The 22,829-nt window shown below is 39.4% G+C and carries 19 protein-coding genes; 14 read left to right on the top strand and 5 right to left on the bottom strand.

Annotated elements, in window-relative coordinates:
- The first annotated feature begins 9 nt into the window (after window positions 1-9).
- A complete protein-coding gene (locus tag AC0IWE_RS03015; RefSeq protein ID WP_471791859.1) occupies window positions 10-1,239 on the top strand; it encodes a TolC family protein in 1,230 nt (409 codons plus the stop codon).
- Window positions 1,240-2,112: 873 nt separating this feature from the next.
- On the opposite strand, the gene AC0IWE_RS03020 is transcribed toward AC0IWE_RS03015, so the two are convergent.
- On the bottom strand, window positions 2,113-2,352 hold the full coding sequence (locus tag AC0IWE_RS03020; protein ID WP_471791860.1) for a hypothetical protein: 240 nt from the start codon (window positions 2,350-2,352) through the stop codon (window positions 2,113-2,115).
- Between the two features lie 306 nt (window positions 2,353-2,658).
- Here AC0IWE_RS03020 and AC0IWE_RS03025 point away from each other — a divergent pair, with 306 nt between their 5' ends.
- Window positions 2,659-2,853, top strand: coding sequence for a hypothetical protein (locus AC0IWE_RS03025; RefSeq protein ID WP_471791861.1), 195 nt, complete (start codon window positions 2,659-2,661; stop codon window positions 2,851-2,853).
- 1,657 nt (window positions 2,854-4,510) lie between these two features.
- Here the strand turns inward: AC0IWE_RS03025 and AC0IWE_RS03030 are convergent.
- Window positions 4,511-5,257 (bottom strand): hypothetical protein, encoded by a 747-nt coding sequence (locus AC0IWE_RS03030; protein ID WP_471791862.1) that lies wholly within the window; start codon window positions 5,255-5,257, stop codon window positions 4,511-4,513.
- A 174-nt stretch (window positions 5,258-5,431) separates the two neighbouring features.
- Here AC0IWE_RS03030 and AC0IWE_RS03035 point away from each other — a divergent pair, with 174 nt between their 5' ends.
- From AC0IWE_RS03035 to AC0IWE_RS03085, 11 genes are all read left to right on the top strand, one after another.
- Complete coding sequence (locus tag AC0IWE_RS03035; protein ID WP_471791863.1) at window positions 5,432-5,644, top strand: hypothetical protein; 213 nt, start codon at window positions 5,432-5,434, stop codon at window positions 5,642-5,644.
- A 225-nt stretch (window positions 5,645-5,869) separates the two neighbouring features.
- Window positions 5,870-6,742 (top strand): N-6 DNA methylase, encoded by an 873-nt coding sequence (locus tag AC0IWE_RS03040; protein ID WP_471791864.1) that lies wholly within the window; start codon window positions 5,870-5,872, stop codon window positions 6,740-6,742.
- A complete protein-coding gene (locus tag AC0IWE_RS03045; protein WP_471791865.1) occupies window positions 6,711-7,412 on the top strand; it encodes an N-6 DNA methylase in 702 nt (233 codons plus the stop codon). The genes AC0IWE_RS03040 and AC0IWE_RS03045 overlap by 32 nt, the downstream gene beginning before the upstream one ends.
- Window positions 7,402-8,127 carry a restriction endonuclease subunit S gene (locus tag AC0IWE_RS03050; RefSeq protein WP_471791866.1) on the top strand — a complete coding sequence of 242 codons (726 nt, stop codon included), beginning with the start codon at window positions 7,402-7,404 and terminating at the stop codon, window positions 8,125-8,127. The genes AC0IWE_RS03045 and AC0IWE_RS03050 overlap by 11 nt, the downstream gene beginning before the upstream one ends.
- Before the next feature lie 16 nt (window positions 8,128-8,143).
- Window positions 8,144-8,635 (top strand): restriction endonuclease subunit S, encoded by a 492-nt coding sequence (locus AC0IWE_RS03055; protein ID WP_471791977.1) that lies wholly within the window; start codon window positions 8,144-8,146, stop codon window positions 8,633-8,635.
- Between the two features lie 8 nt (window positions 8,636-8,643).
- Window positions 8,644-9,207, top strand: coding sequence for a hypothetical protein (locus tag AC0IWE_RS03060; RefSeq protein ID WP_471791867.1), 564 nt, complete (start codon window positions 8,644-8,646; stop codon window positions 9,205-9,207).
- A gap of 463 nt (window positions 9,208-9,670) precedes the next feature.
- Window positions 9,671-12,784, top strand: coding sequence for a type I restriction endonuclease subunit R (locus AC0IWE_RS03065; RefSeq protein WP_471791868.1), 3,114 nt, complete (start codon window positions 9,671-9,673; stop codon window positions 12,782-12,784).
- 22 nt (window positions 12,785-12,806) lie between these two features.
- Window positions 12,807-12,929 (top strand): hypothetical protein, encoded by a 123-nt coding sequence (locus AC0IWE_RS03070; RefSeq protein WP_471791869.1) that lies wholly within the window; start codon window positions 12,807-12,809, stop codon window positions 12,927-12,929.
- Window positions 12,930-13,119: 190 nt separating this feature from the next.
- Window positions 13,120-14,013 carry a hypothetical protein gene (locus AC0IWE_RS03075; protein WP_471791870.1) on the top strand — a complete coding sequence of 298 codons (894 nt, stop codon included), beginning with the start codon at window positions 13,120-13,122 and terminating at the stop codon, window positions 14,011-14,013.
- A gap of 2 nt (window positions 14,014-14,015) precedes the next feature.
- On the top strand, window positions 14,016-14,468 hold the full coding sequence (locus AC0IWE_RS03080) for a hypothetical protein (protein ID WP_471791871.1): 453 nt from the start codon (window positions 14,016-14,018) through the stop codon (window positions 14,466-14,468).
- A gap of 131 nt (window positions 14,469-14,599) precedes the next feature.
- Window positions 14,600-15,001 carry a protein NO VEIN domain-containing protein gene (locus AC0IWE_RS03085; RefSeq protein WP_471791872.1) on the top strand — a complete coding sequence of 134 codons (402 nt, stop codon included), beginning with the start codon at window positions 14,600-14,602 and terminating at the stop codon, window positions 14,999-15,001.
- Between the two features lie 53 nt (window positions 15,002-15,054).
- On the opposite strand, the gene AC0IWE_RS03090 is transcribed toward AC0IWE_RS03085, so the two are convergent.
- The gene (locus tag AC0IWE_RS03090) at window positions 15,055-15,459 is read right to left on the bottom strand and encodes a helix-turn-helix domain-containing protein (RefSeq protein WP_471791873.1); all 405 of its coding nucleotides are present in this window, start codon (window positions 15,457-15,459) and stop codon (window positions 15,055-15,057) included.
- A gap of 205 nt (window positions 15,460-15,664) precedes the next feature.
- Between AC0IWE_RS03090 and AC0IWE_RS03095 the strand changes: the two genes are divergently transcribed.
- Complete coding sequence (locus AC0IWE_RS03095; RefSeq protein WP_471791874.1) at window positions 15,665-16,993, top strand: hypothetical protein; 1,329 nt, start codon at window positions 15,665-15,667, stop codon at window positions 16,991-16,993.
- A 1,939-nt stretch (window positions 16,994-18,932) separates the two neighbouring features.
- Here AC0IWE_RS03095 and nhaA read toward each other — a convergent pair.
- Complete coding sequence (gene nhaA, locus AC0IWE_RS03100; RefSeq protein ID WP_471791875.1) at window positions 18,933-20,093, bottom strand: Na+/H+ antiporter NhaA; 1,161 nt, start codon at window positions 20,091-20,093, stop codon at window positions 18,933-18,935.
- Window positions 20,094-21,906: 1,813 nt separating this feature from the next.
- Window positions 21,907-22,797 (bottom strand): PorP/SprF family type IX secretion system membrane protein, encoded by an 891-nt coding sequence (locus AC0IWE_RS03105; RefSeq protein WP_471791876.1) that lies wholly within the window; start codon window positions 22,795-22,797, stop codon window positions 21,907-21,909.
- Between the last annotated feature and the right edge of the window lie 32 nt (window positions 22,798-22,829).

The raw sequence follows: 22,829 nt of genomic DNA on the forward strand, positions 1-22,829 counted from the left end.
GACCTTACTGTGCAAAATTTAATTGATACGGCTTTGGTTAAAAATTACGATATGCAAATTGCATTGAAAAATATCGATGCAGCTGAGGTATTGTTTAAACAATCGAAACTGGGCTATTTGCCTGAGCTTAAACTGCAGGTTGCTGCAAGCTCGAGCCGCCCATCAGATAATAGTTTAAATGGCTTAAGTTTAAACCAGTTTACGGGTTCTACGCACATTGAAGATTACAATGCTAATTTGGGTGTGGTTTGGGAAGCGGATATCTGGGGTAAAATACGCAATCAAAAAGCTGGCGCTTTAGCCAGTTTTTTGCAAACAGAAGAGGCACGTAAGGCTGTGCAAACGCGTTTGGTAAGTAATGTTGCCCAAGGCTATTATAATTTGCTGATGCTTGATGCGCAGTTGGAAATTGCTAAAAAGAACCTTAAACTGAATGATAGTACACTTAGGATTATCAATTTACAGTTTGATGCGGGGCAGGTTACCTCACTGGCCATACAACAGGCGCAGGCTCAACAGTTAAATGCAGCACAGCTGATACCGCGTTTGGAGCAGAATGTAACTTTACAGGAAAATGCTTTGAGTGTATTGATTGGTACTTTGCCTAAGGCGATTAACCGCGATAGCCGTTTGGATAAAATGAATATTCCGCAGGATTTAAATGCTGGTTTCCCATCGTCGATGTTGAGCCGCAGGCCTGATATTAAAAGTGCCGAACTGGCTTTAACAATTGCCAATGCTAAGGTTGGGGTTGCAAAAGCAAGTTTATACCCATCGTTGGTTATTACCGCAAGTGGTGGCATCAACTCGTTTAAAGCAAGCAACTGGTTTAACGTGCCTGCATCGTTATTCGGCCTGGTTGGTGCGGGGATTACGCAACCGATTTTCCAAAGAGGGCAGTTAAAAACTTCTCTTGAACTGGCTAAAATAGACCGTGAGAAATCGGTAATCCAGTTTCGCCAGTCGGTATTAAATGCTGTAGGGGAAGTATCGGATGAGTTAACGAAAGTAGAGAAACTTAAAGCGCAATATAGTATTGCCGAAAAAAGGGCACAAACTTTACAACAGGCTTCTAAAAATGCCAGTATGTTGTTTAAAAGTGGTATGGCTAATTATTTAGAGGTTATTACCGCACAAGGCAATCTACTACAAAGTGAACTGGAGTTAACTACCATTAAAACTGAACAGCTTAATGCTGTTGTTGGTTTGTACCGCTCGTTAGGGGGGGGATGGCAGTAAGCGTACATCGCTCGTGATTGCTGAGGTTTTACTAGTGTAAGCTGAAGTAATTTATAAAAAGAATTTAAAGCAATTTTTTTACAAAGACACTAAGATTGCCAGGTATTAACTGGTGATTTTGGTGTTTTTGTTTTTTTAAAGTATTAGGGGATGCATTCATTCGTCATCTCGACCGTATTGGAGAGATCTTTGGATTTGCTATCACTATAAATCCGTCATTGCGAGGCTGGGGGAGAGCGAGCCGAAGCAATCTTTGTTGTAAATCCCTATTACTGTCGTCATTCCCGCGCATGCGGGAATCGTAATGCGGTTGCTATTTTGGCTAGTTTGCTCGGGCTTGCCATTCTCGCAGTCTTGCCTCGGCTCACCGCCACCGAGGGGGCTCTTACTTTTGGCTTGGCCCAAAAGTAACAAAAGTCCAAGGCTTGGAACTGATGTCGAATAAATTCGTTAAAGCTTTTTAGTCGTCAGCACAAGTTCCGCCGAAGGGGGCGGAAAGTGTGTGCTGCCTTAATTCAATGATGAAAGAAAAAGGTAATGATAAAGCTTTAACGTTTTCTCCTTCCATCATTTCCTATGCCGGAAAGCAGGGAGGAGATAGCATAATTCAAATAGCGAGGTGCAAATAGCATGATGCAGGGAATGCGTTAAATTCGTCATCTCGACAGTAGTGGAGAGATCTTTGAATTTGCTATCTATATAAATTCGTCATTGCGAGGCTGGGGAGAGCGAGCCGAAGCAATCTTTCTAGTAATGTTTTTAACACGGCCGTCATTCTCGCGCATGCGGGAATCGTAATGCGGTCGCTCCGCTGGGTCTTGCCTCGGTTACCGATGTAAAATCGGTACAGGTCAGCCGCCGCCGAGGGGGCTTTTACTTTTGGCTTGGCCCAAAAGTAACAAACCTGAGCGCAGCGAAAGCATGACTACCTATAAAAACAACAAACAATAAGGCATAACTGAAAGGCTTGGAACTGATGTCGGATAAATTCGTTAAAGCTTTTTGGTCGTCAGCACAAGTTCCGCCGAAGGGGGCGGAAAGTGTGTGCTGCCTCAATGCAGTTATAGAGGAAAAAGGTAATGATAAAGCTTTAACGTTTTCTCCTTCCATCATTTCCTATGCCGGATGAGCAGGGAGGAGATAGCATAATTCAAATAGCGAGGTGCAAATAGCATGATGCAGGGAATGCGTTAAATCCGTCATTGCGAAGCTGGGAGAGAGCGAGCTGAAGCAATTTTTGTTGTAATGTTTCTAACACCATCGTCATTCCCGCGCATGCGGGAATCGTAATGCGGTCGCTATTTTGGCTAGTTTGCTCGGGCTTGCCATTCTCGCAGTCTTGCCTCGGCTCACCGCCGCCGAGGGGGCTCTTACCTTTTTCTTGATAAAAAGGTAACCAAAAATCAAGGCTTGGAACTGATGTCGGATAAATTCGTTAAAGCTTTTTGGTCGTCAGCACAAGTTCCGCCGAAGGGGGCGGAAAGTGTGTGCTGCCTCAATTCAGTGATGAAAGAAAAAGGTAACGATAAAGCTTTAACGTTTTATCCTTCCATCATTTCCTATGCCGGAAAGCAGGGAGGAGATAGCATAATTCAAATAGCGAGGTTCAAATAACATGATGCAGGGAATGCGTTAAATCCGTCATTGCGAGGCAGGGAGAGAGCGAGCCGAAGCAATCTTCTAGTAATGTTTCTAACACGGCCGTCATTCTCGCGCATGTGGGAATCGTAATGCTTTCGCTCCGCTCAGGCTTGCCTCGGCTCACCGCCGCCGAGGGGGCTCTTACTTTTGGCTTGGCCCAAAAGTAACAAAAACCCAAGGCTTGGAACTGATGTCGGATAAATTCGTTAAAGCTTTTTGGTCGTCAGCACAAGTTCCGCCGAAGGGGGCGGAAAGTGTGTGCTGCCTCAATGCAAGGATGGAAGGAAAGGTAATGATAAAGCTTTAACGTTTTCTCCTTCCATCATTTCCTATGCCGGATGAGCAGGGAGCATATAGCATAATTCAAAAAGCGAGGTTCAAATAGCATGATGCAGGGAATGCGTTAAATCCGTCATTGCGAGGCTGGGGGAGAGCGAGCCGAAGCAATCTTTCTAGTAATGTTTCTAACACGGCCGTCATTCCCGCGCATGCGGGAATCGTAATGCGGTTGCAATTTTTGCCCTTGGCTCGGGCTTGCCTCGGCTCACCGCCGCCGAGGGGGCTCTTACCTTTTTCTTGATAAAAAGGTAACCAAAAATCAAGGCTTGGAACTGATGTCGGATAAATTCGTTAAAGCTTTTTGGTCGTCAGCACAAGTTCCGCCGAAAGGGGCGGAAAGTGTGTGCTGCCTTAATGCAACGATGGAAGGAAAGGTAATGATAAAGCTTTAACGTTTTCTCCTTCCATCATTTCCTATGCCGGATGAGCAGGGAGCAGATAGCGAAGTGCAAGTAGCGAAGTGCAGATACAGGCATATGTAAATTGATTATTCTAAAACTATGAAGGAAAGCATTCATCCATCATCTCGACCGTAGTGGAGAGATCTTTGGATTTGCTATCACCAAGTTTCTACAACGGTCGCAGTTGATAGTTCTGAAGTCGCAGTAGGTAGTTCTATACTCGCAGTAGGTAGTTCTGAAGTCGCAGTAGATAGTTCTGAAGTCGCAGTAGATAGTTCTGAAGTCGCAGTAGGTAGTTCTGAAGTCGCAGTAGATAGTTCTGAAGTCGCAGTAGATAGTTCTGAAGTCGCAGTAGATAGTTCTGAAGTCGCAGTAGATAGTTCTGAAGTCGCAGTAGATAGTTCTGAAGTCGCAGTAGCTAGTTCTGAAGTCGCAGTAGATAGTTCTGAAGTCGCAGTAGATAGTTCTGAAGTCGCAGTAGATAGTTCTGAAGTCGCAGTTGATAGTTCTGAAGTCGCTGTAGATAGTTCTGAAGTCGCAGTAGATAGTTCTGAAGTCGCAGTAGATAGTTCTGAAGTCGCAGTAGATAGTTCTGAAGTCGCAGTAGGTAGTTCTGAAGTCGCAGTAGATAGTTCTGAAGTCGCAGTAGATAGTTCTATACTCGCAGTTGATAGTTCTGAAGTCGCAGTTGATAGTTCTGAAGTCGCAGTAGACAGTTCTGAAGTCGCAGTAGATAGTTCTATACTCGCAGTTGATAGTTCTATACTCGCAGTAGGTAGTTCGGGTCTGTTCAATAAACTGTGTCAAAAGAAAAACAGCAACAGGTTTTTATTTCTGTTGCTGTTTATTCTGAAAATTGGAGTGGGATGAACATTTCTATTGAATTGGTTTTACACTTTTACGTTTTTAAATGTGATGCCCGAAATCTGTTTATATTGAGGACTGGTTGATCCAAAAACAGATTTGACATAGTTTTTTACATCTAAGGCCAGGGCAACTAAGCCGGTTTCGGCATCGTAAAGTATTTTGTCGCGATTAAGGCGAAGGGTACTTAATTGGGAGGTATTGGTCACTACTTCGCGGTTTTTCTGCAATAAATCACCATATAATGTAGTAAGTGTAGCCAATTGTAAATCTACTTCATTGGGTGCGTATTGTGGTATGGTGGCCAATACTTTAATTTGTTTGTCGAGGCTATCAATAAGGTTGTCGTAACCAAGTTGTGCAGCTGTTTTCTGGTTCACAATGGTTCCTTTCGCCTCGAGTGCTTTCTTTTCTTCTTCGGTTAGTTTTGGCGATGCCCTTTGGCCGTGGATCTTCCGGTTATTGGTAATCGCGTTATCTAAAACCTGTAGGGGTACATTAACTGATTTTACCGCATTCAAAACCCTGGTGCTTAACGTTTTCAGTGGTTCAAATGCAAGGTCGCGGGCAGCAATGGCGTTGCTGTTTTTCGCAATCAGATCGTTTACCTGTTCATTTACGGCCCTGGCTGCGGCTGCTTTCTCAGTTAAGCTGTTAAGCTGAATGTTTGCATTGCTCGGATTGTAAGGGGCGCCGTAACCTGTTAAGTAGGTGATTAACATTTCGCCGTTTACCACGTTTCTGCCGTGGCCTGTGTCATTGGATTTAGACATAAGATAATTTTTAAAAAGTAAAATAATATTATTAATTATTTGTAAGGTAGTATAATTTTCTTTACAACTAAAAATATAGGTTTATTTTTTTTATTAGGTTACGGGAAACCGTATGGAATGGGTGTTAAAAATTAGGAGGTTTGATTGTATAAACATTTATAACCTAATATTATTATGGCCAGTTACAGATTAAATTTGAACCAACAAGCCAATGGCGATTATGAGGTTCACGAAGCAGGATGTAGATATTATCCTGAGCAAAATTATGATGAGCTAGGTGCGTTCAGTTCTTGCGAGCCTGCGGTAGCAGAGGCAAAAAGAAAAAACTCTTCTTTGCATCGGATTAATGGATGTTATTGGTGTTTGGAGCCGTGCCATACCACTTAAAGGGGTTGTGATTTTAAATGGTAATATCTGAGAGATGGCTGTGGTTTTTGTTACTTTAAATGATTACAATAAAAGAGTGAACCCCTAATAGCTTATAGTCTCATTAAGTAAATAATATAAATCAATTGTAAAGCAATGGATTAAGACAATAATATGCTAAAATGAACTGATAAAAGTGCTGACACAAATAATTTCCATATTTTAGTGCGGAATGTTTAAGAAAAAATGAATAATATAAGAGAGATCGAAAAGACCCTTTGGGCAGCTGCTGATAAATTACGTAGTAATATGGATGCAGCAGAATATAAACATATTGTGTTAGGGTTAATTTTTTTAAAATATATTTCTGATGCTTTTGCCGAATTACACGAAAAATTAGTGAATGGACAAGCAGAGTTTACAGGTGCAGATGCTGAAGACCCAGATGAATATTTGGCGTACAATGTTTTTTATGTGCCTGAAAAGGCTCGATGGGCATTTTTGCAAGCAAATGCAAAACAACCAACTATTGGCGTACTCATCGACCAGGCGATGGATAGCATTGAGAAAATCAATGACAACCTAAAAGGTATTTTACCTAAAAACTATGCCGACCCTGATTTGGACAAACCTCGTTTGGGCGAATTGCTTGATTTGATCGGAAACATTGGTTTTGGTGGCGAAGGCCATAAAGGAAAAGATTTATTGGGGCAAGTGTATGAATATTTTTTAGGCATGTTTGCCGATGCTGAAGGAAAGAATGGTGGCCAATTTTACACTCCACAAAGCATTGTAAAAGTTTTGGTTGATATGCTCGAGCCATACAAAGGCAGGATTTATGACGGCTGTTGTGGTAGTGGAGGAATGTTTGTACAAAGTGAAAAATTTATTGAAAGCCACCAAGGGAAAATCGGTGATTTAAGTATTTACGGACAGGAGAGTAACCCAACTACTGTGAAGTTGGCTAAAATGAATTTGGCTATTCGTGGCATTGATGCTAATATACAATTTGGCGATACATTTACCAACGACTTGCATCCCGACTTAAAAGCTGATTATATAATAGCGAACCCCCCATTTAATATTAGTGACTGGAAAGGTGAGGCAGTTAAGAGATGACAAACGTTGGAAATATGGAATACCACCGGTTGGTAACGCCAATTATGCTTGGTTACAACATTTTATTCATAAACTAAGCCCTAACGGAACCGCTGGTATTGTTTTGGCCAATGGAAGTATGAACAGTAATACAGGAAGTGAGGGTGAGATCAGGAGAAATATGATTGAAGCCAAGGTGGTGGACTGTATGGTCACGCTACCCGCAAATTTATTTTACAATACAACTATTGCAGCATCATTATGGTTTTTGGCAAAAAACAAAACCAATGGGAAATTCAGAAACCGTGAAAATGAAATTCTTTTTATAGATGCCCGAAAATTGGGCATAATGATTAATAGAAGAAATCGCAGGTTGACCGATGAAAATGATGGAGAAAGTAATGATATAAAGCTTATAAGCGAAACCTATCATAAATGGAGAAATGTAAACGGTGGATATGAAGATATTGCAGGATTTTGCAAATCTGCCACCATGGAAGAAGTGGTGCAAAACAATTATGTGTTAATGCCAGGAAGATATGTTGGAACGGAAGAAGAAGAAACAGATGCAATACTTTTTGATGAAAAAATGCAAAATCTTACCGCAAAACTTTCAGTTCAGTTTAGCAAAGACAATCAATTGGAAAATACTATTCGCGAAAACTTAAAGGGAATTGGTTATGGGTTCTGACGAATGGAAAGTTTATTCATTGGAAGATTTGTGTTCTAAAATAACTTCTGGAGGAACACCAAATACTCAAATAAAAGAATATTACGGTGGAAATATTCCTTGGTTGAAAACACAAGAAGTAACATTTAATAGAATTTATAAAACTGAAACTTTTATTACAGAGGATGGACTAAACAATTCTTCAGCAAAGTGGATACCTATCAATGCTGTTATTGTTGCAATGTATGGAGCAACTGCTGGCAGAATTGCAATAAATAAAATTCCGCTTACAACAAATCAAGCTTGTTGTAATTTGATTGTAGATGCTCAAAAAGCAAACTACAATTTTATTTATTACAATCTACTTTCAAGATTTACAGAAATTGCAGGAATGGCAGTTGGTGGTGCACAACCAAATTTGAATGCAGGTATGATAAAGGATTTAAAAGTATCATTACCTGAAATAAATATTCAAAATCGAATTTCTTCAATACTTACTTCTATTGAAGAAAAAATTGAGAACAACATAAATACAAATGAAACCCTTGAAGAAATTGGAAGGACAATTTTTAAAGAATGGTTTTTAAATTTCAATTATCCAAGTTCTGATGGAAGCAGAAAACATAGTGAATTTGGAGAAATTCCATCTGACTGGGAAATTGGTAAATTAGGCGATATTTATAAAACCACTTCAGGAGGAACACCAAGCAGAAGCAAACCTAGAGTATTACAATAACGGAACCATTGGTTGGATAAAATCAAAGGAACTTAATAACACGTTTATCTTAAATACCGAAGAAAAAATTACAGAAGAGGCTCTGAAAAATTCATCTGCAAAGCTACTTCCAAAACATTCTGTTTTAGTTGCTATGTATGGTGCTACAGTTGGTGAAATTGGAATTACAGTCCAAGATTTCACCTGCAATCAGGCAATCTGTGCTTTTCTTCCTAATGAAAATTATCCTTATACTTACATTTATCATTTCCTATTACAAAGCAAGCAGGATATAATTGGACAAGCCGTTGGTTCAGCACAACAAAACATTAGTCAGCAACTTTTACTTCAATACAAATTGTTAATTCCGCCAAGTGAATTGGTGAAAGATTTTCATAAAATCATTGAACCCTTATTTGAGAAAATAAAAGACAATATTGAAGAGAACGAGACACTTAAAGAGTTAAGAGATGGCTTACTGCCAAAATTAATGTCTGGACAGATTCCAATAAATATTTCAAACGCATAATTTAAAGTATGGAATTAGACGATTTGATATATGAAGAACACGAAGACTTTAATCAGTATCTTGATGAAACTGAAAATGAAGTTAAAATTGCGAATATCGAGTTTAGAGCTAGTAAAGTACTGTATACTTTAGAAAAAGAAACTTATCGAATTGCGTTAACCGACTATTTAAATCAACAATCTGAAGAATTCAAACAAAAGGTTTTTGACAGCTATCCAACGCCAATAGCGTACTATTTCAGGCAAACTCATTTCGGCTTTCTTGATAATAACAACAGGCTTCATTTGCTTCGTTCTACTTGGGAGGCTATGATATTTGTTCTTTATGCAATAGTTGTAGGAGAAGCAAGAAAGAAATCATTTCCACTCAGAACAGCGGGGATTCGAGAAGCTGATTTGTATAATTTTTCAGTAGATAAAAAGTTAAGCATAATAGAAAAAGTTCTCACTTATGATAGAGATAATGCTATTGGTCTAAAGTGTGGGGCTTTATTTGATGTTGAAGAAATAGTAAAAATAAAAACAGCTCAATTATCAAAGAAACGGATTTCAGCACGTTGCCGCATTATCTGAAGAACAGGCAGCTGCATTATTTGCAGAACTAATTCCAGAAGTCTTAGGAGCTTTAAAATCAATTGCCGAAATAGAAAATATTGAAATTTTCCATTTTTTAAACACAGATGGAAATCCTTTTTTCCTTAGATGTGAAACTTTTATTGGACAATCTCCTAATAGAACATTAAAGACTTATATAATTACACCGGCTCAATTAGCATTTACAAGTGTCGAATTAACGAACATGAATGTATTAGCCAAAATTGAGGATGATATATTTTCGATTTCACCTTTTTTACATTTCAAATCTGATGATGATGGGCACTTAACTAACCTTTGCTATCTGCATCAATACAATCCTGTAAATGTATTAGAGTTCAAATTTGAAATAGCAAGAAGAGCCGCATACTACATGGAACCTATTGCAACATTCAATGACAGAATACTCGAATTGCGAGTTTTATCAACTTAATATTTGCAAATGAATATACTCAGAGAAGAAGAAATAGAACAAATTGCTTTGCAAACGTTGCAAGAGCAAGGCTATGAAATTATAAATGGTGCAAACATAGAAAGATCTTACAACGAAGTTGTTTTAACTAATCATTTGCAAAATGCTATTGATAAAATAAACCCTGAAATCCCTGTCGATATAAGAGAAGAAGCATTCAGAAATGTGTTAAGAGTTCAGTTTACAACTTTATTGGCAAATAACGAAGCGTTCCATAAATTACTCACAGAAGGTGTTGATGTAAAAGGTAGAGATGGCGAACAAATTAAGACGTTTAAAGTGTGGTTAATAGATTTTCAAAATCCAGACAATAACGATTATGCAGCCGTTAATCAATTTACAATTTTAGAAAACCACAACAACAAAAGACCTGATGTAATCATTTTTGTAAATGGCTTACCATTAGTTGTAATAGAAATTAAAAATGCAACAGATGAAAAAGCAGATATAAAAGCTGCATTTAATCAATTGCAGACATATAAACAAGCCATACCAACAATTTTTAATTTTAATAGTATTTTAATTGCAACAGATGGCTGGTTCGCGAAAGCAGGAACAATTACTAGTGATTATAGTCGTTTTAGCGGTTGGAAAACCCCTGTTAAGAAACAGGAAGTATTAAGGATTGCAGAAGAACCACCTTCAACATATAATTCAACTTTGTTTGCGAAAGAGCCTGCGAAGATAGAAATGAATGTCCTACTAAAAGGTATGTTGGATAAAAACACACTTATAGATCTAATTAGGTATTTCATCGTTTTTGAGAAAACAAAGGAAAAAACAGTAAAGAAAATAGCAGCTTATCATCAGTATTATGCTGTAAACAAAGCCATTCGTTCGACTATAAGAGCTGCATCTGTAACAGGTAATCAACGGGCTGGCGTGGTGTGGCATACTCAAGGTAGTGGAAAAAGTTTAAGCATGGTTTTTTATTCAGGTAAAATGGTGCTGGCACCAGAATTGAATAATCCAACCATTGTTATTTTGACTGACCGTAACGACTTAGATCAGCAACTTTTTGAAACTTTTAGTAACTGTCAACAATTAATCAGGCAAACACCAGTACAAGCAGAAAATAGAAATCATTTACAAAGTTTATTATCCGTGGCATCCGGCGGCGTAGTTTTTACTACCATTCAAAAATTCATACCCGATGAAAAAGGCGGTACTTATCCAAAGTTATCAGACAGAAGAAATATTGTGGTAGTTGCCGATGAAGCACATCGCAGTCAGTATGATTTTATTGATGGATATGCTAGGCATATGAGGGATGCTTTGCCAAATGCCTCATTTATAGGTTTTACAGGAACGCCAATAGAGAAAGAAGATAAAAATACACAAGCCGTTTTTGGTGATTATGTAGATATTTATGATATACAGCAAGCTGTTGAAGATGGTGCAACTGTTCGTATTTTTTATGAAAGTCGCTTAGCTAAGATTGAACTTAACCCCGAGGAACAAAAGATAATAGACCAACGAATAGAGGAAGTTACTGAAGAAGATGAATTAACCGAACGTCAGCAACGTTTTGCAAAATGGACACAGCAGGAAGCTATTGTTGGGAGTGATAAGCGTTTGCAACAAGTTGCTGCCGATATTGTAAAACACTTTGAACAACGTAGTGAAGTATTTGATGGGAAAGGGATGATTGTATGTATGAGCCGCAGAATTTGTGTGGCTTTATTTGGTGCGATTATTAAAATAAGGCCTGAATGGTATAGTGGAGAAGACGACAAAGGTGCCATTAAAGTAATTATGACTGGTTCATCATCCGACCCGTTGGATTGGCAAGAACACATTAGGAATAAACCAAGAAGAAAGGCTATTGGAGACCGATTGAAAGACCAGAAAGATACTTTAAAGTTAGTTTTAGTTCGGGATATGTGGCTAACTGGTTTTGACGCACCTTGTTTGCATACTTTGTACGTTGATAAACCAATGACTGGACACAATCTCATGCAAGCTATAGCTAGAGTAAACCGCGTTTTCAAAGATAAGAAAGGTGGTTTAATTGTAGATTACTTGGGTATCGCACAAGATTTAAAGAAAGCTTTGAGTGTTTATACAGCTAGTGGTGGTAAAGGTAAAATAGAGTTCGATCAGGAAGAAGCTGTTGCCAAAATGGAAGAATTATATGAAATAGTTGTGGATTTGTACCACGGTTTTGACTATAAGAAATTCTTTGATTTACAGCTAAGAGAAAAACTTAGTTTCCTTTTAGATGCGACTGATTTTATATTGGGTTTAGATAAAGGGCAAGAACGTTTCAGTACTCATGTTTCTAACCTTTCAAAAGCATTTGCTATTTCAGTTCCTCATCCGAAAGCTTTAGCAATTAGAGATGATTTAAGTTTCTTCCAGGCTATTAAAGCAAGGATTTCTAAGCTGAGAGAAAGTAACAAAAAGAGTAGTGATGAAGAAGTAGAAACAGCGATTCGACAAATTATTTCTGATGCACTAATTTCAACTGAAGTAATCGATATTTTTCAGGCTGCAGGTTTACAAAATCCTGAAATATCAGGTTTGAATATTCTTTCTGACGAGTTTATGGCTGAATTAAGGGATATGCCAAGAAAGAATTTAGCCTTAGAACTTTTGAGAAGGATATTAAATGATGAAATTAAAAAACGCTCAACGAGGAATATCATTCAAAGCAAGAAATTTTCTGAAATGCTTGCTGAGGCAATAACGCGATACCAAAATAATGCAATAACTGCTGCCGAAATCATAGAAGAATTAATCAGATTAGCTAAAGATTTAAAGGACGCTGATAAACGTGGTGACAATTTAAATCTTGATTTTCGGGAATTGGCTTTTTATGATGCATTAGAAGTTAGTGATAGTGCCGTAAAGGTTTTGGGTGATGAAATATTAAAAACCATTGCCAGAGAACTAGTTGAAAGCGTTAAGAATTCAGTAACTATAGATTGGGAGAAAAAGGAAAGTGTTCAAGCGAAAATGAGGGTAATAATTAAAAGGATCCTCAAAAAATATGGTTATCCTCCAGAAAAACAAGAACTGGCTGTGAAAACAATTTTAGATCAAGCTAAAATTATTGCAGATGAATTTTCTAATAATTTTTAATTAACGCCTGATTGAGTAGATAATGAAATCAAAAGACGCTAAGATTGTACCTGCTAAACAGATTGGAGCAAAAACTATTTTTAAGTCCTTCGGACTTTTAAGAGACGCTGATGGTGTAGATGAACTCGACAAGGAGTCTTACTAATAGATATCATTCTCTGGGGGATGCTAAAGAAGTTTTAGGCAGTGTAGCGAATATTAGCTCATTGTTTGTTGAGTTTGTAAAGCATTTATATCAGCAGGGGGTGGCGTAGAATAAAATATAATAATAATCTAAATCGAATAATTCGAGAGCTAATTTTTATGAAAGTTAGTTGTTAACAAATCTCAAAAAAATGACAGAAAAGAAAGTTGAAGTAGTTCAAGTAAGAATTAAAACTATTGATGAAACCGAATTTAAGTTTGAACAGATTCTACTAAATCCTGATTTTCATAATGTAGATATAAAAATTGGAGGCAGCCATAGGTCATTGGTCTATGTGCAGGACTATGAAGATTATTGTCTCGGCCTCATTCAATCTACTAAAATGGACTCTACTCCACCAAAGCGTAATATTCTTACTAATGAAACATTAGCATTGGGCCTAAAACGTGAGGAAGGTTTATTGTACGGCAATGTTTTTCTTTTCGATAAGCTAAAGCAGGTTCTACTTTATGAGGTTACAAGAGATGGATTATTTATTGGTCAATTGGATGATTTGTTTTATTCTCTAATAAGAGATTATCCAATAGTTAAGATTGATATAAAATTCATTCCACTTATGAATGCTAACGCTATGCAAAAACTATTATCTATGGGCGATCGAAAGGCTATTCATATCCAGTTTGCCCATCCTGATGAAATGTTAAAGAAAATAAAGGGTGAACAGAGTGCTATAAAAGAGATAATAAAACCAGGGAAAGATATTGGCGCAGAATTAATCGATGTTATTTATAAAGTGACTACAACCAAAGGTAAATATCTTCACAATGGAAAAATTAACAATATGCTTGAATACATTAATAACAAATTTGATTTGTTAAGAGATAATGTTAAAAAATTTGAAATTAAAGGTTATGAAGAGGATGTAGAGAAAATTACTGAAGTCGATTTTATTAGAGATAAAATGATAGAGAAAATTAAATATTCTGATGGCAAAAATATGTCAGATCTTAAACCGACAGCTCGAAAACAAGAAATTATTTTAGCTTATGAACGTTTAAGACGAGATATTTATCAATATTTATAATAATGACTTTTCAAAAGATTATTCAAAATTATTTGGGATTATTTTCTGCCTTATTGATGTTAACTCTCAATTTGATTTATGATTGGAGTACAAATATCGATATGGACAAGATTATGGATAAATCTATAGATATTTCATCAATTAGTTTTGGGTTTCTTCTAGCAGTTTTGGCTATACTTGTTCAGGCGAATAATCAAGCCATCACAAGTTTAAGAGCAAGTGGTAGTTATCCTACCTTAATTTCATTAAATAAAAAAGCTGTAATATCCTGTGGATTGCTAATTGTAGCTGCACTAATTTTCATAGGATTTGATTTGTCTAGTTATATGGGAATAATAGCTAATCACAGTGTTAGAAATATTTTTGATTCAATTTGTCTCAGTATTTTAATTCATCAACTAATTGTAGTGTTTTTATTTTTAGATATATTCTATGCAATAATCAAAGAAGGTTAAATAATAGTCTATTTAAATACAACTTTGGCTGGTGTCATGAGTGGTAAAGAATGTTAATTTGAGAAATAGGGAGGCACCAAGACCATTTTAAGTAAAGAATTTTACAAGTAAAAAGAAAAATTATATATATAATGCTCACAGAAAATCACATTACAGAATTATTTGTAACCCACTTAAAAAAAAATAATTACACAGAAATAACGGCGCTCACTACCAAGCAAAAAGGCTTCGATATTACCGCTATTAACCCTGATGGTAAGAAATTTTATGTAGAAGTTAAAGGCGAAACCAGTGCCAATGAAAATTCCAAACGATATGGTAAGTATTTTACTGGAAAACAAATATGGTCACACGGAGCGGTTGCGTTATTTACGACGCTAAGATCAATGGATAAACCAGAGCATCAAGATGTTCAATTTGCAATGGCATTTCCGATGAATCATGAACCGATGATGTTATACATTAAGAAATCAATGGATAAGTTAGGCATTCAGGTTTATTTTGTATCGGAGGATGAGGTGAGAATGCTTTAACAGCAAAAAGCTCAATCATCACTGATCGGGCTTTTACTTTTATAGTTATTTTTTTATTTATTCTTCAATATCTCTACTTTCTCTCTTTCGCTAGCCAATAATCTTTCGTACAATTCTTTGTTCGCATCCAGTGCTTCCATTAACTTATCAATGGGATTAAAGTTCAAAGTACAATTATTATTAACCGAACCTGCATTATCATGAAGGGTGCTTGATATTATATTAATAACAGCTTCTTCGCTAAAGTTTTTAATGGCATCAACGGTGAAGCCCAACACCTTTGCTACTTTTTCTAAAGTGCTATCTTCAATTTCTTCGCTTTGCTCTAATTTGCTAATGGCCTGCTGGCTAATGCCGAGTTCGGTTGCAAGGGCTTCTTGTTTCATTCCACGGAGTTCGCGGATGCGGCTAATTTTACGGCCTAAATGATTGCGGTTGGTTTTTTGAGCGGTTTCCATAGCCAAATATATCTAAATTTTTTGTGGGGTAAGAAACAACGTCAACATTGTTTTAAACAATTGCCTGTGGTTCGGTACCGGGTTTTTCTGTCGAAAATTGTAAGTGTTAAGGATGAAGATATGAAACAGTAGTGCTTTATTGATCAAAAACTATTGATGAATAAAGCATGGTAGCTTCATCACCACTGAAAATAAAACGACCTAGATGAAAAATAACCCATTAAAGCCTTTAGCAGTGGACAAAGAGGTGCCTGCGCCAATTACAATTACAGGGAAACCACTTTCGCAGTTTTATGAGCTTCCTTTCGAAAATGGGAGTAGGGTGTTAAGGTTAGCAACGCTCGATATGCATAGCGCGTTTAGGGCAGAGAAAAAACCTAACCTGTTAGCAAAGAAAATGCTTTCTTTTAGTCGGGGTTTGTTAACTGTTAGCGTTAAGCTGGGTAATGAGCCGCCAGAAAGGGTTTATATTATGGTTGCACACAATAATTTGTTGGTGAGCTGTAGTGTAGATACTGATAAAACGTACCTCGGGCGTTATGCTTACCATACGCTGCGGGCCATGATGTTTGAGGGTGGCTGCGATTTTAAGCCTTATTACTGGCCCGAATGTTTCGCGCCCAATGCGGAGCAACCTAAATATGTAACTGTTGTTAAAAAACCTAACGGACCGGAGATTAAATTAAAGAAAAAGTTTATCGGTTTATTTAGACCTGGTGATTACTTCCCCGAAGTTAAAGAGCGGGTGCTTATGCCGCGCACAACTGTGGCTACCCCGGCCGAACCTGCTTTGGCACCAATGGGTGTTGGCTATTGTTTTGCCAATACAGATTTGCTACATTACCACAACAATCATTATCCTTTTCTTATCCCGTATGTGTATGTGGCTACTGCTTACTTTAAAACGGTAAAATCGTACAAGGGTTTTGTGTTTAATGAGCATGATGTTGAGGGTATAGGTGTTTCGCCACAACAGCAGGAACTGAACCGCATTTGCTTTGCCATGAAAAAGGTTGCTGCAATACAGGTTAACCCGCCTAATGCAGCACCCGAAAGCATTGCCGAAATTAAAGCGGTTAATAGGGCTAACCACCATGAAATTTTTAAGCTTTGGCACCTTGCCTTACCTTTGTTAATACAGCAGCCTTTTACGCATTACCTGTATACTTACGGCCTTCGGAATGTTGCGGGCAAGCCAGTAAGGAGCGATATGAAGCTTACATTTTACTCGATAGAGGTTCCGGTTTTAAGCTTTACCTTAAAGGATAAGGGTGATTATTATGAACTGCAACTGCGGCTTAAGGTTAATGGCAAGCTGTTGAAATTAAGTAACAAGAGTATGGGGCTGTTTCTGGTTTGCGATTGCGTTAAAACGTACCTGTGGTATTTGCTGCGGGCTGAAATGGATTATAGGTTGGTGTGGTTTTTTAGTAGGGTTAATTTTAGGGTGCAGGTACCGAAAGGGTATTATAAAGCGTATTTTGAAAGTTATGTTGAAGGGTTGGAGGGGTGGTATGAGGTTGTTAGACTGTAGTGATTTTTGGGAATGGTAATGTTTTCGCTCTCGCTCGGGCTTGCCTCGGTTACCGATATAAAATCGGTACAGGTTAGCCACCGAAGGGCTTTTACTTTTGGCTTGGCCCAAAAGTAACAAACCTGAGCGCAGCGAAAGCATGACTACCTATAAAAACAAGAAACACCTAGGCATAACTGAAAGGCTTGGAACTGATGTGGGATATCCTTCCATCATTTCCTATGTCGGATTGCAGGGAGGAGATAGCAGGGAGCAAAGAGCATAATGCAGGGTAGGCGTTAAATGCGTCATTGCGAGGCTGGGGAGAGTGAGCCGAAGCAATCTTTTTAGTTTTTTAACATACCGCCGTCATTCTCGCGCATGCTGGAACCACGTAGTGCTCAGCGTAACTAATCGTAATGCTTTCGCTATGTTTTCGCTCCGCTCGGGCTTGCCTCGGTTACCGATATGAAATCGGTACAGGTCAGCCACCGAAGGGCTTTTACTTTTGGCTTGGCCCAAAAGTAACAAAAGTCCAAGGCTTGGAACTGATGTCGGATAAATTCGTTAAAGCTTTTTGGTCGTCAGCACAAGTTCCGCCGAAGGGGGCGGAAAGTGTGTGCTGCCTCGATTCAACGGTGGAAGGAAAGGTAATGATAAAGCTTTAACGTTTTCTCCTTCCATCATTTCCTATGCCGGATAGCAGGGAGGAGATAGCGAGGTGCAAATAGCGAGGTTTAAATAGCATAATGCAGGGTAGGCGTTAAATCCGTCATTGCGAAGCTGGGAGAGAGCGAGCTGAAGCAATCTTTCTGGTAAGGTTTTTACTGCGGTCGTCATTCTCGCACATGTGGGAACCACCTAGTGCTCAGCGTAGCTAATCGTAATGCGGTTGCTGTTTTTCGCTCCGCGGGCTTGCCTCGGTTACCGATGTAAAATCGGTACAGGTCAGCCACCGAAGGGCTTTTACTTTTGGCTTGGCCCAAAAGTACCAAACCTGAGCGCAGCGAAAGCATGACTACCTATAAAAACAACAAACAATAAGGCATAACTGAAAGGCTTGGAACTGATGTCGGATAAATTCGTTAAAGCTTTTTGGTCGCCAGCACAAGTTCCGCCGAAGGGGGCGGAAAGTGTGTGCTGCCTCGATTCAACGGTGGAAGGAAAGGTATTGATAAAGCTTTAACGTTTTCTCCTTCCATCATTTCCTATGCCGGAAAGCAGGGAGGAGATAGCGAGGTTTAAATAGCAAGGTGCAGATACAGGCCTCCGTAATGGATTATTCGTCAACTCTGAGGGAACGCATTCATTCGTCATCTCGACCGTAGTGGAGAGATCTTTGGATTTGCTATCACCATAAATCCGTCATTCTCGCGCATGCGGGAATCGTAATGCGGTTCCTGTGTTTTCGCTCCGCTCGGGCTTGCCTCGGTTACCGATATGAAATCGGTACAGGTCAGCCGCCACCGAAGGGCTCTTACCTTTTTCTTGATAAAAAGGTAACCAACCTGAACGCAGCGAAAGCATGACTACCTATAAAAACAACAAACACAAAGGCATAACTGAAAGGCTTGGAACTGATGTCGGATAAATTCGTTAAAGCTTTTCGCCAGCACAAGTTCCGCCGAAGGGGGCGGAAAGTGTGTGCTGCCTTAATGCAGCGATGGAGGGAAAGGTAATGATAAAGCTTTAACGTTTTCTCCTTCCATCATTTCCTATGCCGGAAAGCAGGGAGGAGATAGCGAGGAGCGTATGGAGCGATGCAGCTAAAAGCCTCCGTAAATGGATTATTCGTCAACTCTGAGGAAACGCATTCATTCGTCATCTCGACCGTAGTGGAGAGATTTTTGGATTTGCTATCACCATAAATATGTCAATCTTGCTCATGCGGTTGCTGTTTTTCGCTCCGCTCGGGCTTGACTCGGTTCGCCGCATAAAATCGGTAACATCAGCCGCCATACTATTGTGAAACCTTCCTCACCGATTTCAGAAACACAAAACCCACTACTCCCGAAAGGATTGAAGCGGTTAAAATGGCAAACTTAGCTTCCGAAACATGCAATGCATCACTAAAAGAAAGCAGGGCTATAAAAATCGACATGGTGAAACCGATTCCAGCGAGGATGCCTAAACCTAAAACATGTTTCCAGCCTGCACCTGTAGGGAGGTTGGCCCATTTCAATTTTACGGCTAACCAACTAAAAAGGGTTACGCCAATGGTTTTACCTGCAAATAAACCTACAATAATGCCCAGGCCAAGGGGTGAAACGAGGCCGGTAAGCATTTCTTTTTGGAAAGTGATATTGGTGTTTGCCAGTGCGAAAACAGGCATAATGATGTAGTTTACGGGAGTGGTTAAAAAGTGTTCGAGTTTTTCTAATGGCGATTCTACATCTGTTTCGTTAGTAGGAATAGTGAATGCCAGTAGTACCCCTGCAATAGTGGCATGGATGCCGGAGTGGTGGATGAAATACCAAAGGAAAGCACCAGGGATAAGGTAAAACACGAGTTTTTTTACGCAGAAATAATTCATCAGGCTTAACAAGATTAAAATCCCTCCGGCCATGGCCAGGTACTCGAAATGAATTTGCTTGGTATAGAAAATGGCAATGACTAAAATGGCACCTAAATCATCCACAATAGCCAAAGCAGCCAGGAATATTTTTAAACTGGTTGGTACGCTTTTACCTAACATCGCAATTATAGCGAGGGCAAAGGCGATATCGGTAGCCATGGGGATGCCCCAGCCTCCGGCGGTTTCGTAACCTTTATTAAACAGGGAATAAATAATTGCTGGTACAAGCATTCCGCCCAGGGCGGCAATTACAGGCAGTGCAGCACTTTTTATGGATGACAGCTCTCCTTCTATAAGTTCGCGTTTAATTTCTAAGCCTACAAGGAGGAAAAATATGGCCATTAGTGCGTCGTTTATCCAGGCGAGGATGCTGTAATTAAGGGAGCCAAATCCTAATCTGGTTTCTAAAAAGGCTTCGAAACTTTCTTTTGAAGCGGTATTTGCAATGAGTAGGGAGATGGCAACGCAAATGAGCAATAGGAAACCGCCCACTTGTCCAGAGCGGAAAAAACGTTGAAATACTTCTAAATTAATGATTTTAGGCATAATGGTAAAAATAGTAAAATGAAGGGGGATAGAGGGGATGTTTTTTGTTTTTTTTGAAGAGGAGAGTGGTGATGTGAGGGATGGGGAGTTGTAATGCCATCGCTTTATTTTCGCTTCGCTCGGGCTTGCCTCGGTTACCGATATGAAATCGGTACAGGTCAGCCGCCACCGAGGGGCTCTTACCTTTTTCTTGATAAAAAGGTAACCAACCTGAGCACAGCGAAAGCATGACTACCTATAAAAACAACAAACAATAAGGCATAACTGAAAGGCTTGGAACTGATGTCGGATAAATTCGTTAAAGCTTTTTGGTCGTCAGCACAAGTTCCGCCGAAGGAGGCGGAAAGTGTGTGCTGCCTCAATTCAATGATGAAAGAAAAGGTAACGATAAAGTTTTAACGTTTTCTCCTTCCATCATTTCCTATGCCGCATAGCAGGGAGGAGATAGCGAGACGCAGATACTGGCATCCGTAATATTGATATTTCTTAAATTATGAGGGAATGCATGAATCCGTCATCTCGACCGTAGTGGAGAGATCTTTGGATTTTCTATCATCATAAAATCGTCATTGCTGGCTGGGGAAGAGCGAGCCGAAGCAATCTTTGTTGTAAATCCCTATTACGGTCGTCATTCTCGCGCATGCGGGAATCGTAATGATTTCGCTTCGCTCGGGCTTGCCTCGGTTACCGATATGAAATCGGTACAGGTCAGCCGCCACGAAGGGCTTTTACTTTTGGCTTGGCCCAAAAGTAACAAACCTGAGCGCAGCGAAAGCATGACTACCTATAAAAACAACAAACACAAAGGCATAACTTAAAGGCTTGGAACTGATGTCGGATAAATTCGTTAAAGCTTTTTGGTCGTCAGCACAAGTTCCGCCGAAGGGGGCGGAAAGTGTGTGCTGCCTCAATTCAATGATGAAAGAAAAGGTAACGATAAAGCTTTAACGTTTTATCCTTCCATCATTTCCTATGCCGGATGAGCATAGAGCAAACAGCATAATTCAAACAGCGAGGTGCAAATAGAATGATGCAGGGAATGCGTTAAATTCGTCATTGCGAGGCTGGGGAGAGTGAGCCGAAGCAATCTTTTTAGTTTTAACACACGGTCGTCATTCTCGCGCATGCGGGAATCGTAATGATTTCGCTCCGCTCGGGCTTGCCTCGGTTCGCCGCCACCGAGGGGCTCTTACCTTTTTCTTGATAAAAAGGTAACGAAAAATCAAGGCTTGGAACTGATGTCGGATAAATTCGTTAAAGCTTTTAGGTCGTCAGCACAAGTTCCGCCGAAGGGGGCGGAAAGTGTGTGCTGCCTCAATGCAACGATGGAAGGAAAGGTAATGATAAAGCTTTTAACGTTTTCTCCTTCCATCATTTCCTATGCCGGATAGCAGGGAGGAGATAGCAGGGTGCAGATAGCGAGGTTTAAATAGCATAATGCAGGGAATGCGTTAAATCCGTCATTGCGAAGCTGGGAGAGAGCGAGCTGAAGCAATCTTTTTTAGTAGATTTAATACCGCCGTCATTCTCGCGCATGCGGGAATCGTAATGCAGTCGCTATGTTTTACAAATATATTTGCCCTACGCATAAAGCGATCGTCATGCTGATCCGATAAGCTATCGGATTCTGTTCAGTATCTTTCATGCAATTTAAAACGCTCAGGGGCCAACTAGTATCATCACCGATTAACGAAAAGCTTTTATAGGCATTGGGCGAGGTAATGCGGAAGGTAAAAACTCATCCAAAAAAAAAGCCATCCCGATATTAGATTCGGGATGGCTTTAATGCGCCAGGGTGACGTAAGAGGAATATTTATGGTTTCTTACCAATATTTACCCTGATGTTTACTTCAAAATCGCCATCGGTATAACCACTAATTGCAGAGGTTGCGGTATTGTAATAAGCCATGAAATATAGGGTAGATTTATAGTTCATCCCGAAACCTACAGTGGCGTTTTGTGTATTGTGGTACATCGCCATCAGGTATAATTTATCGTTGGCAAAGTTGGCATTTAAACCGGCATCCCATAGGTTATCGAAGTTTTTAATGCCCCTGAATACGCCTTTTGGTTCGATACTGATTCCGTTGATGCCTGAGCCTAAAGCAAATTTGTAGCTTACTGCTGAATAAAAAGTAGGCTTGTCGGCATAATTTAAATCATCTTTTCTGAAAACGGAACGCATATTCGGCACGGCTCCTTCAACAGTTAATCCCCTGGATGTATAGGAAATTCCGAAATCGCCATCAAGATAATAACCCCTGTCGTTAAAACGGGCAATGGATGGATCGTTGATGTCGCTGTTTCTTACACTGCTTAAATCAAGTTTATCCTGACTTGCACCAAAAGAGATTCCGAAATTTAATTTCTGGTCTTCGTTACTCAATGGCAGGTGGTAGGCAAAGGTTCCTACGGCTTTGGTGCGCTGGATACCGCCCGATTTCTCGTTGTAAATGTTTATTCCCCAGCCTACTTTGTTTACCTGCTGATCTAAAGTTACGCTTTGTGTGATGGGGGCACCGGGAATGTTAGACCATTGCTTGCGGAAACTTCCATTGATATTAAAACCTTCGTTTATACCAGCCATTGATGGGTTAACGAGGTAACGGTTTTGGAAATATTGTGCATTTAGTGGAAGGATCTGCGCTTTTACGGAACCTAAAAATAATGTGCTTGCAGCAAATAGAAACGTTACGCGACGCATTTGCTTTATGTTTTTTGTAATTGCTCTCATGT

The sequence above is a fragment of the Pedobacter sp. AC402 genome (assembly GCF_979252805.1).

Excerpts from the sequence above, each read along its gene's own strand:
- AC0IWE_RS03020 (WP_471791860.1), bottom strand. The coding sequence starts at position 2,352 with ATGATGGAAGGAGAAAACGTTAAAGCTTTATCATTACCTTTTTCCTCT.
- AC0IWE_RS03025 (WP_471791861.1), top strand. The coding sequence starts at position 2,659 with ATGTCGGATAAATTCGTTAAAGCTTTTTGGTCGTCAGCACAAGTTCCG.
- AC0IWE_RS03030 (WP_471791862.1), bottom strand. The coding sequence starts at position 5,257 with ATGTCTAAATCCAATGACACAGGCCACGGCAGAAACGTGGTAAACGGC.
- AC0IWE_RS03035 (WP_471791863.1), top strand. The coding sequence starts at position 5,432 with ATGGCCAGTTACAGATTAAATTTGAACCAACAAGCCAATGGCGATTAT.
- AC0IWE_RS03040 (WP_471791864.1), top strand. The coding sequence starts at position 5,870 with ATGAATAATATAAGAGAGATCGAAAAGACCCTTTGGGCAGCTGCTGAT.
- AC0IWE_RS03050 (WP_471791866.1), top strand. The coding sequence starts at position 7,402 with ATGGGTTCTGACGAATGGAAAGTTTATTCATTGGAAGATTTGTGTTCT.
- AC0IWE_RS03060 (WP_471791867.1), top strand. The coding sequence starts at position 8,644 with ATGGAATTAGACGATTTGATATATGAAGAACACGAAGACTTTAATCAG.
- AC0IWE_RS03065 (WP_471791868.1), top strand. The coding sequence starts at position 9,671 with ATGAATATACTCAGAGAAGAAGAAATAGAACAAATTGCTTTGCAAACG.
- AC0IWE_RS03070 (WP_471791869.1), top strand. The coding sequence starts at position 12,807 with ATGAAATCAAAAGACGCTAAGATTGTACCTGCTAAACAGATTGGAGCA.
- AC0IWE_RS03075 (WP_471791870.1), top strand. The coding sequence starts at position 13,120 with ATGACAGAAAAGAAAGTTGAAGTAGTTCAAGTAAGAATTAAAACTATT.
- AC0IWE_RS03080 (WP_471791871.1), top strand. The coding sequence starts at position 14,016 with ATGACTTTTCAAAAGATTATTCAAAATTATTTGGGATTATTTTCTGCC.
- AC0IWE_RS03085 (WP_471791872.1), top strand. The coding sequence starts at position 14,600 with ATGCTCACAGAAAATCACATTACAGAATTATTTGTAACCCACTTAAAA.
- AC0IWE_RS03090 (WP_471791873.1), bottom strand. The coding sequence starts at position 15,459 with ATGGAAACCGCTCAAAAAACCAACCGCAATCATTTAGGCCGTAAAATT.
- AC0IWE_RS03095 (WP_471791874.1), top strand. The coding sequence starts at position 15,665 with ATGAAAAATAACCCATTAAAGCCTTTAGCAGTGGACAAAGAGGTGCCT.
- nhaA (WP_471791875.1), bottom strand. The coding sequence starts at position 20,093 with ATGCCTAAAATCATTAATTTAGAAGTATTTCAACGTTTTTTCCGCTCT.
- AC0IWE_RS03105 (WP_471791876.1), bottom strand. The coding sequence starts at position 22,797 with ATGCGTCGCGTAACGTTTCTATTTGCTGCAAGCACATTATTTTTAGGT.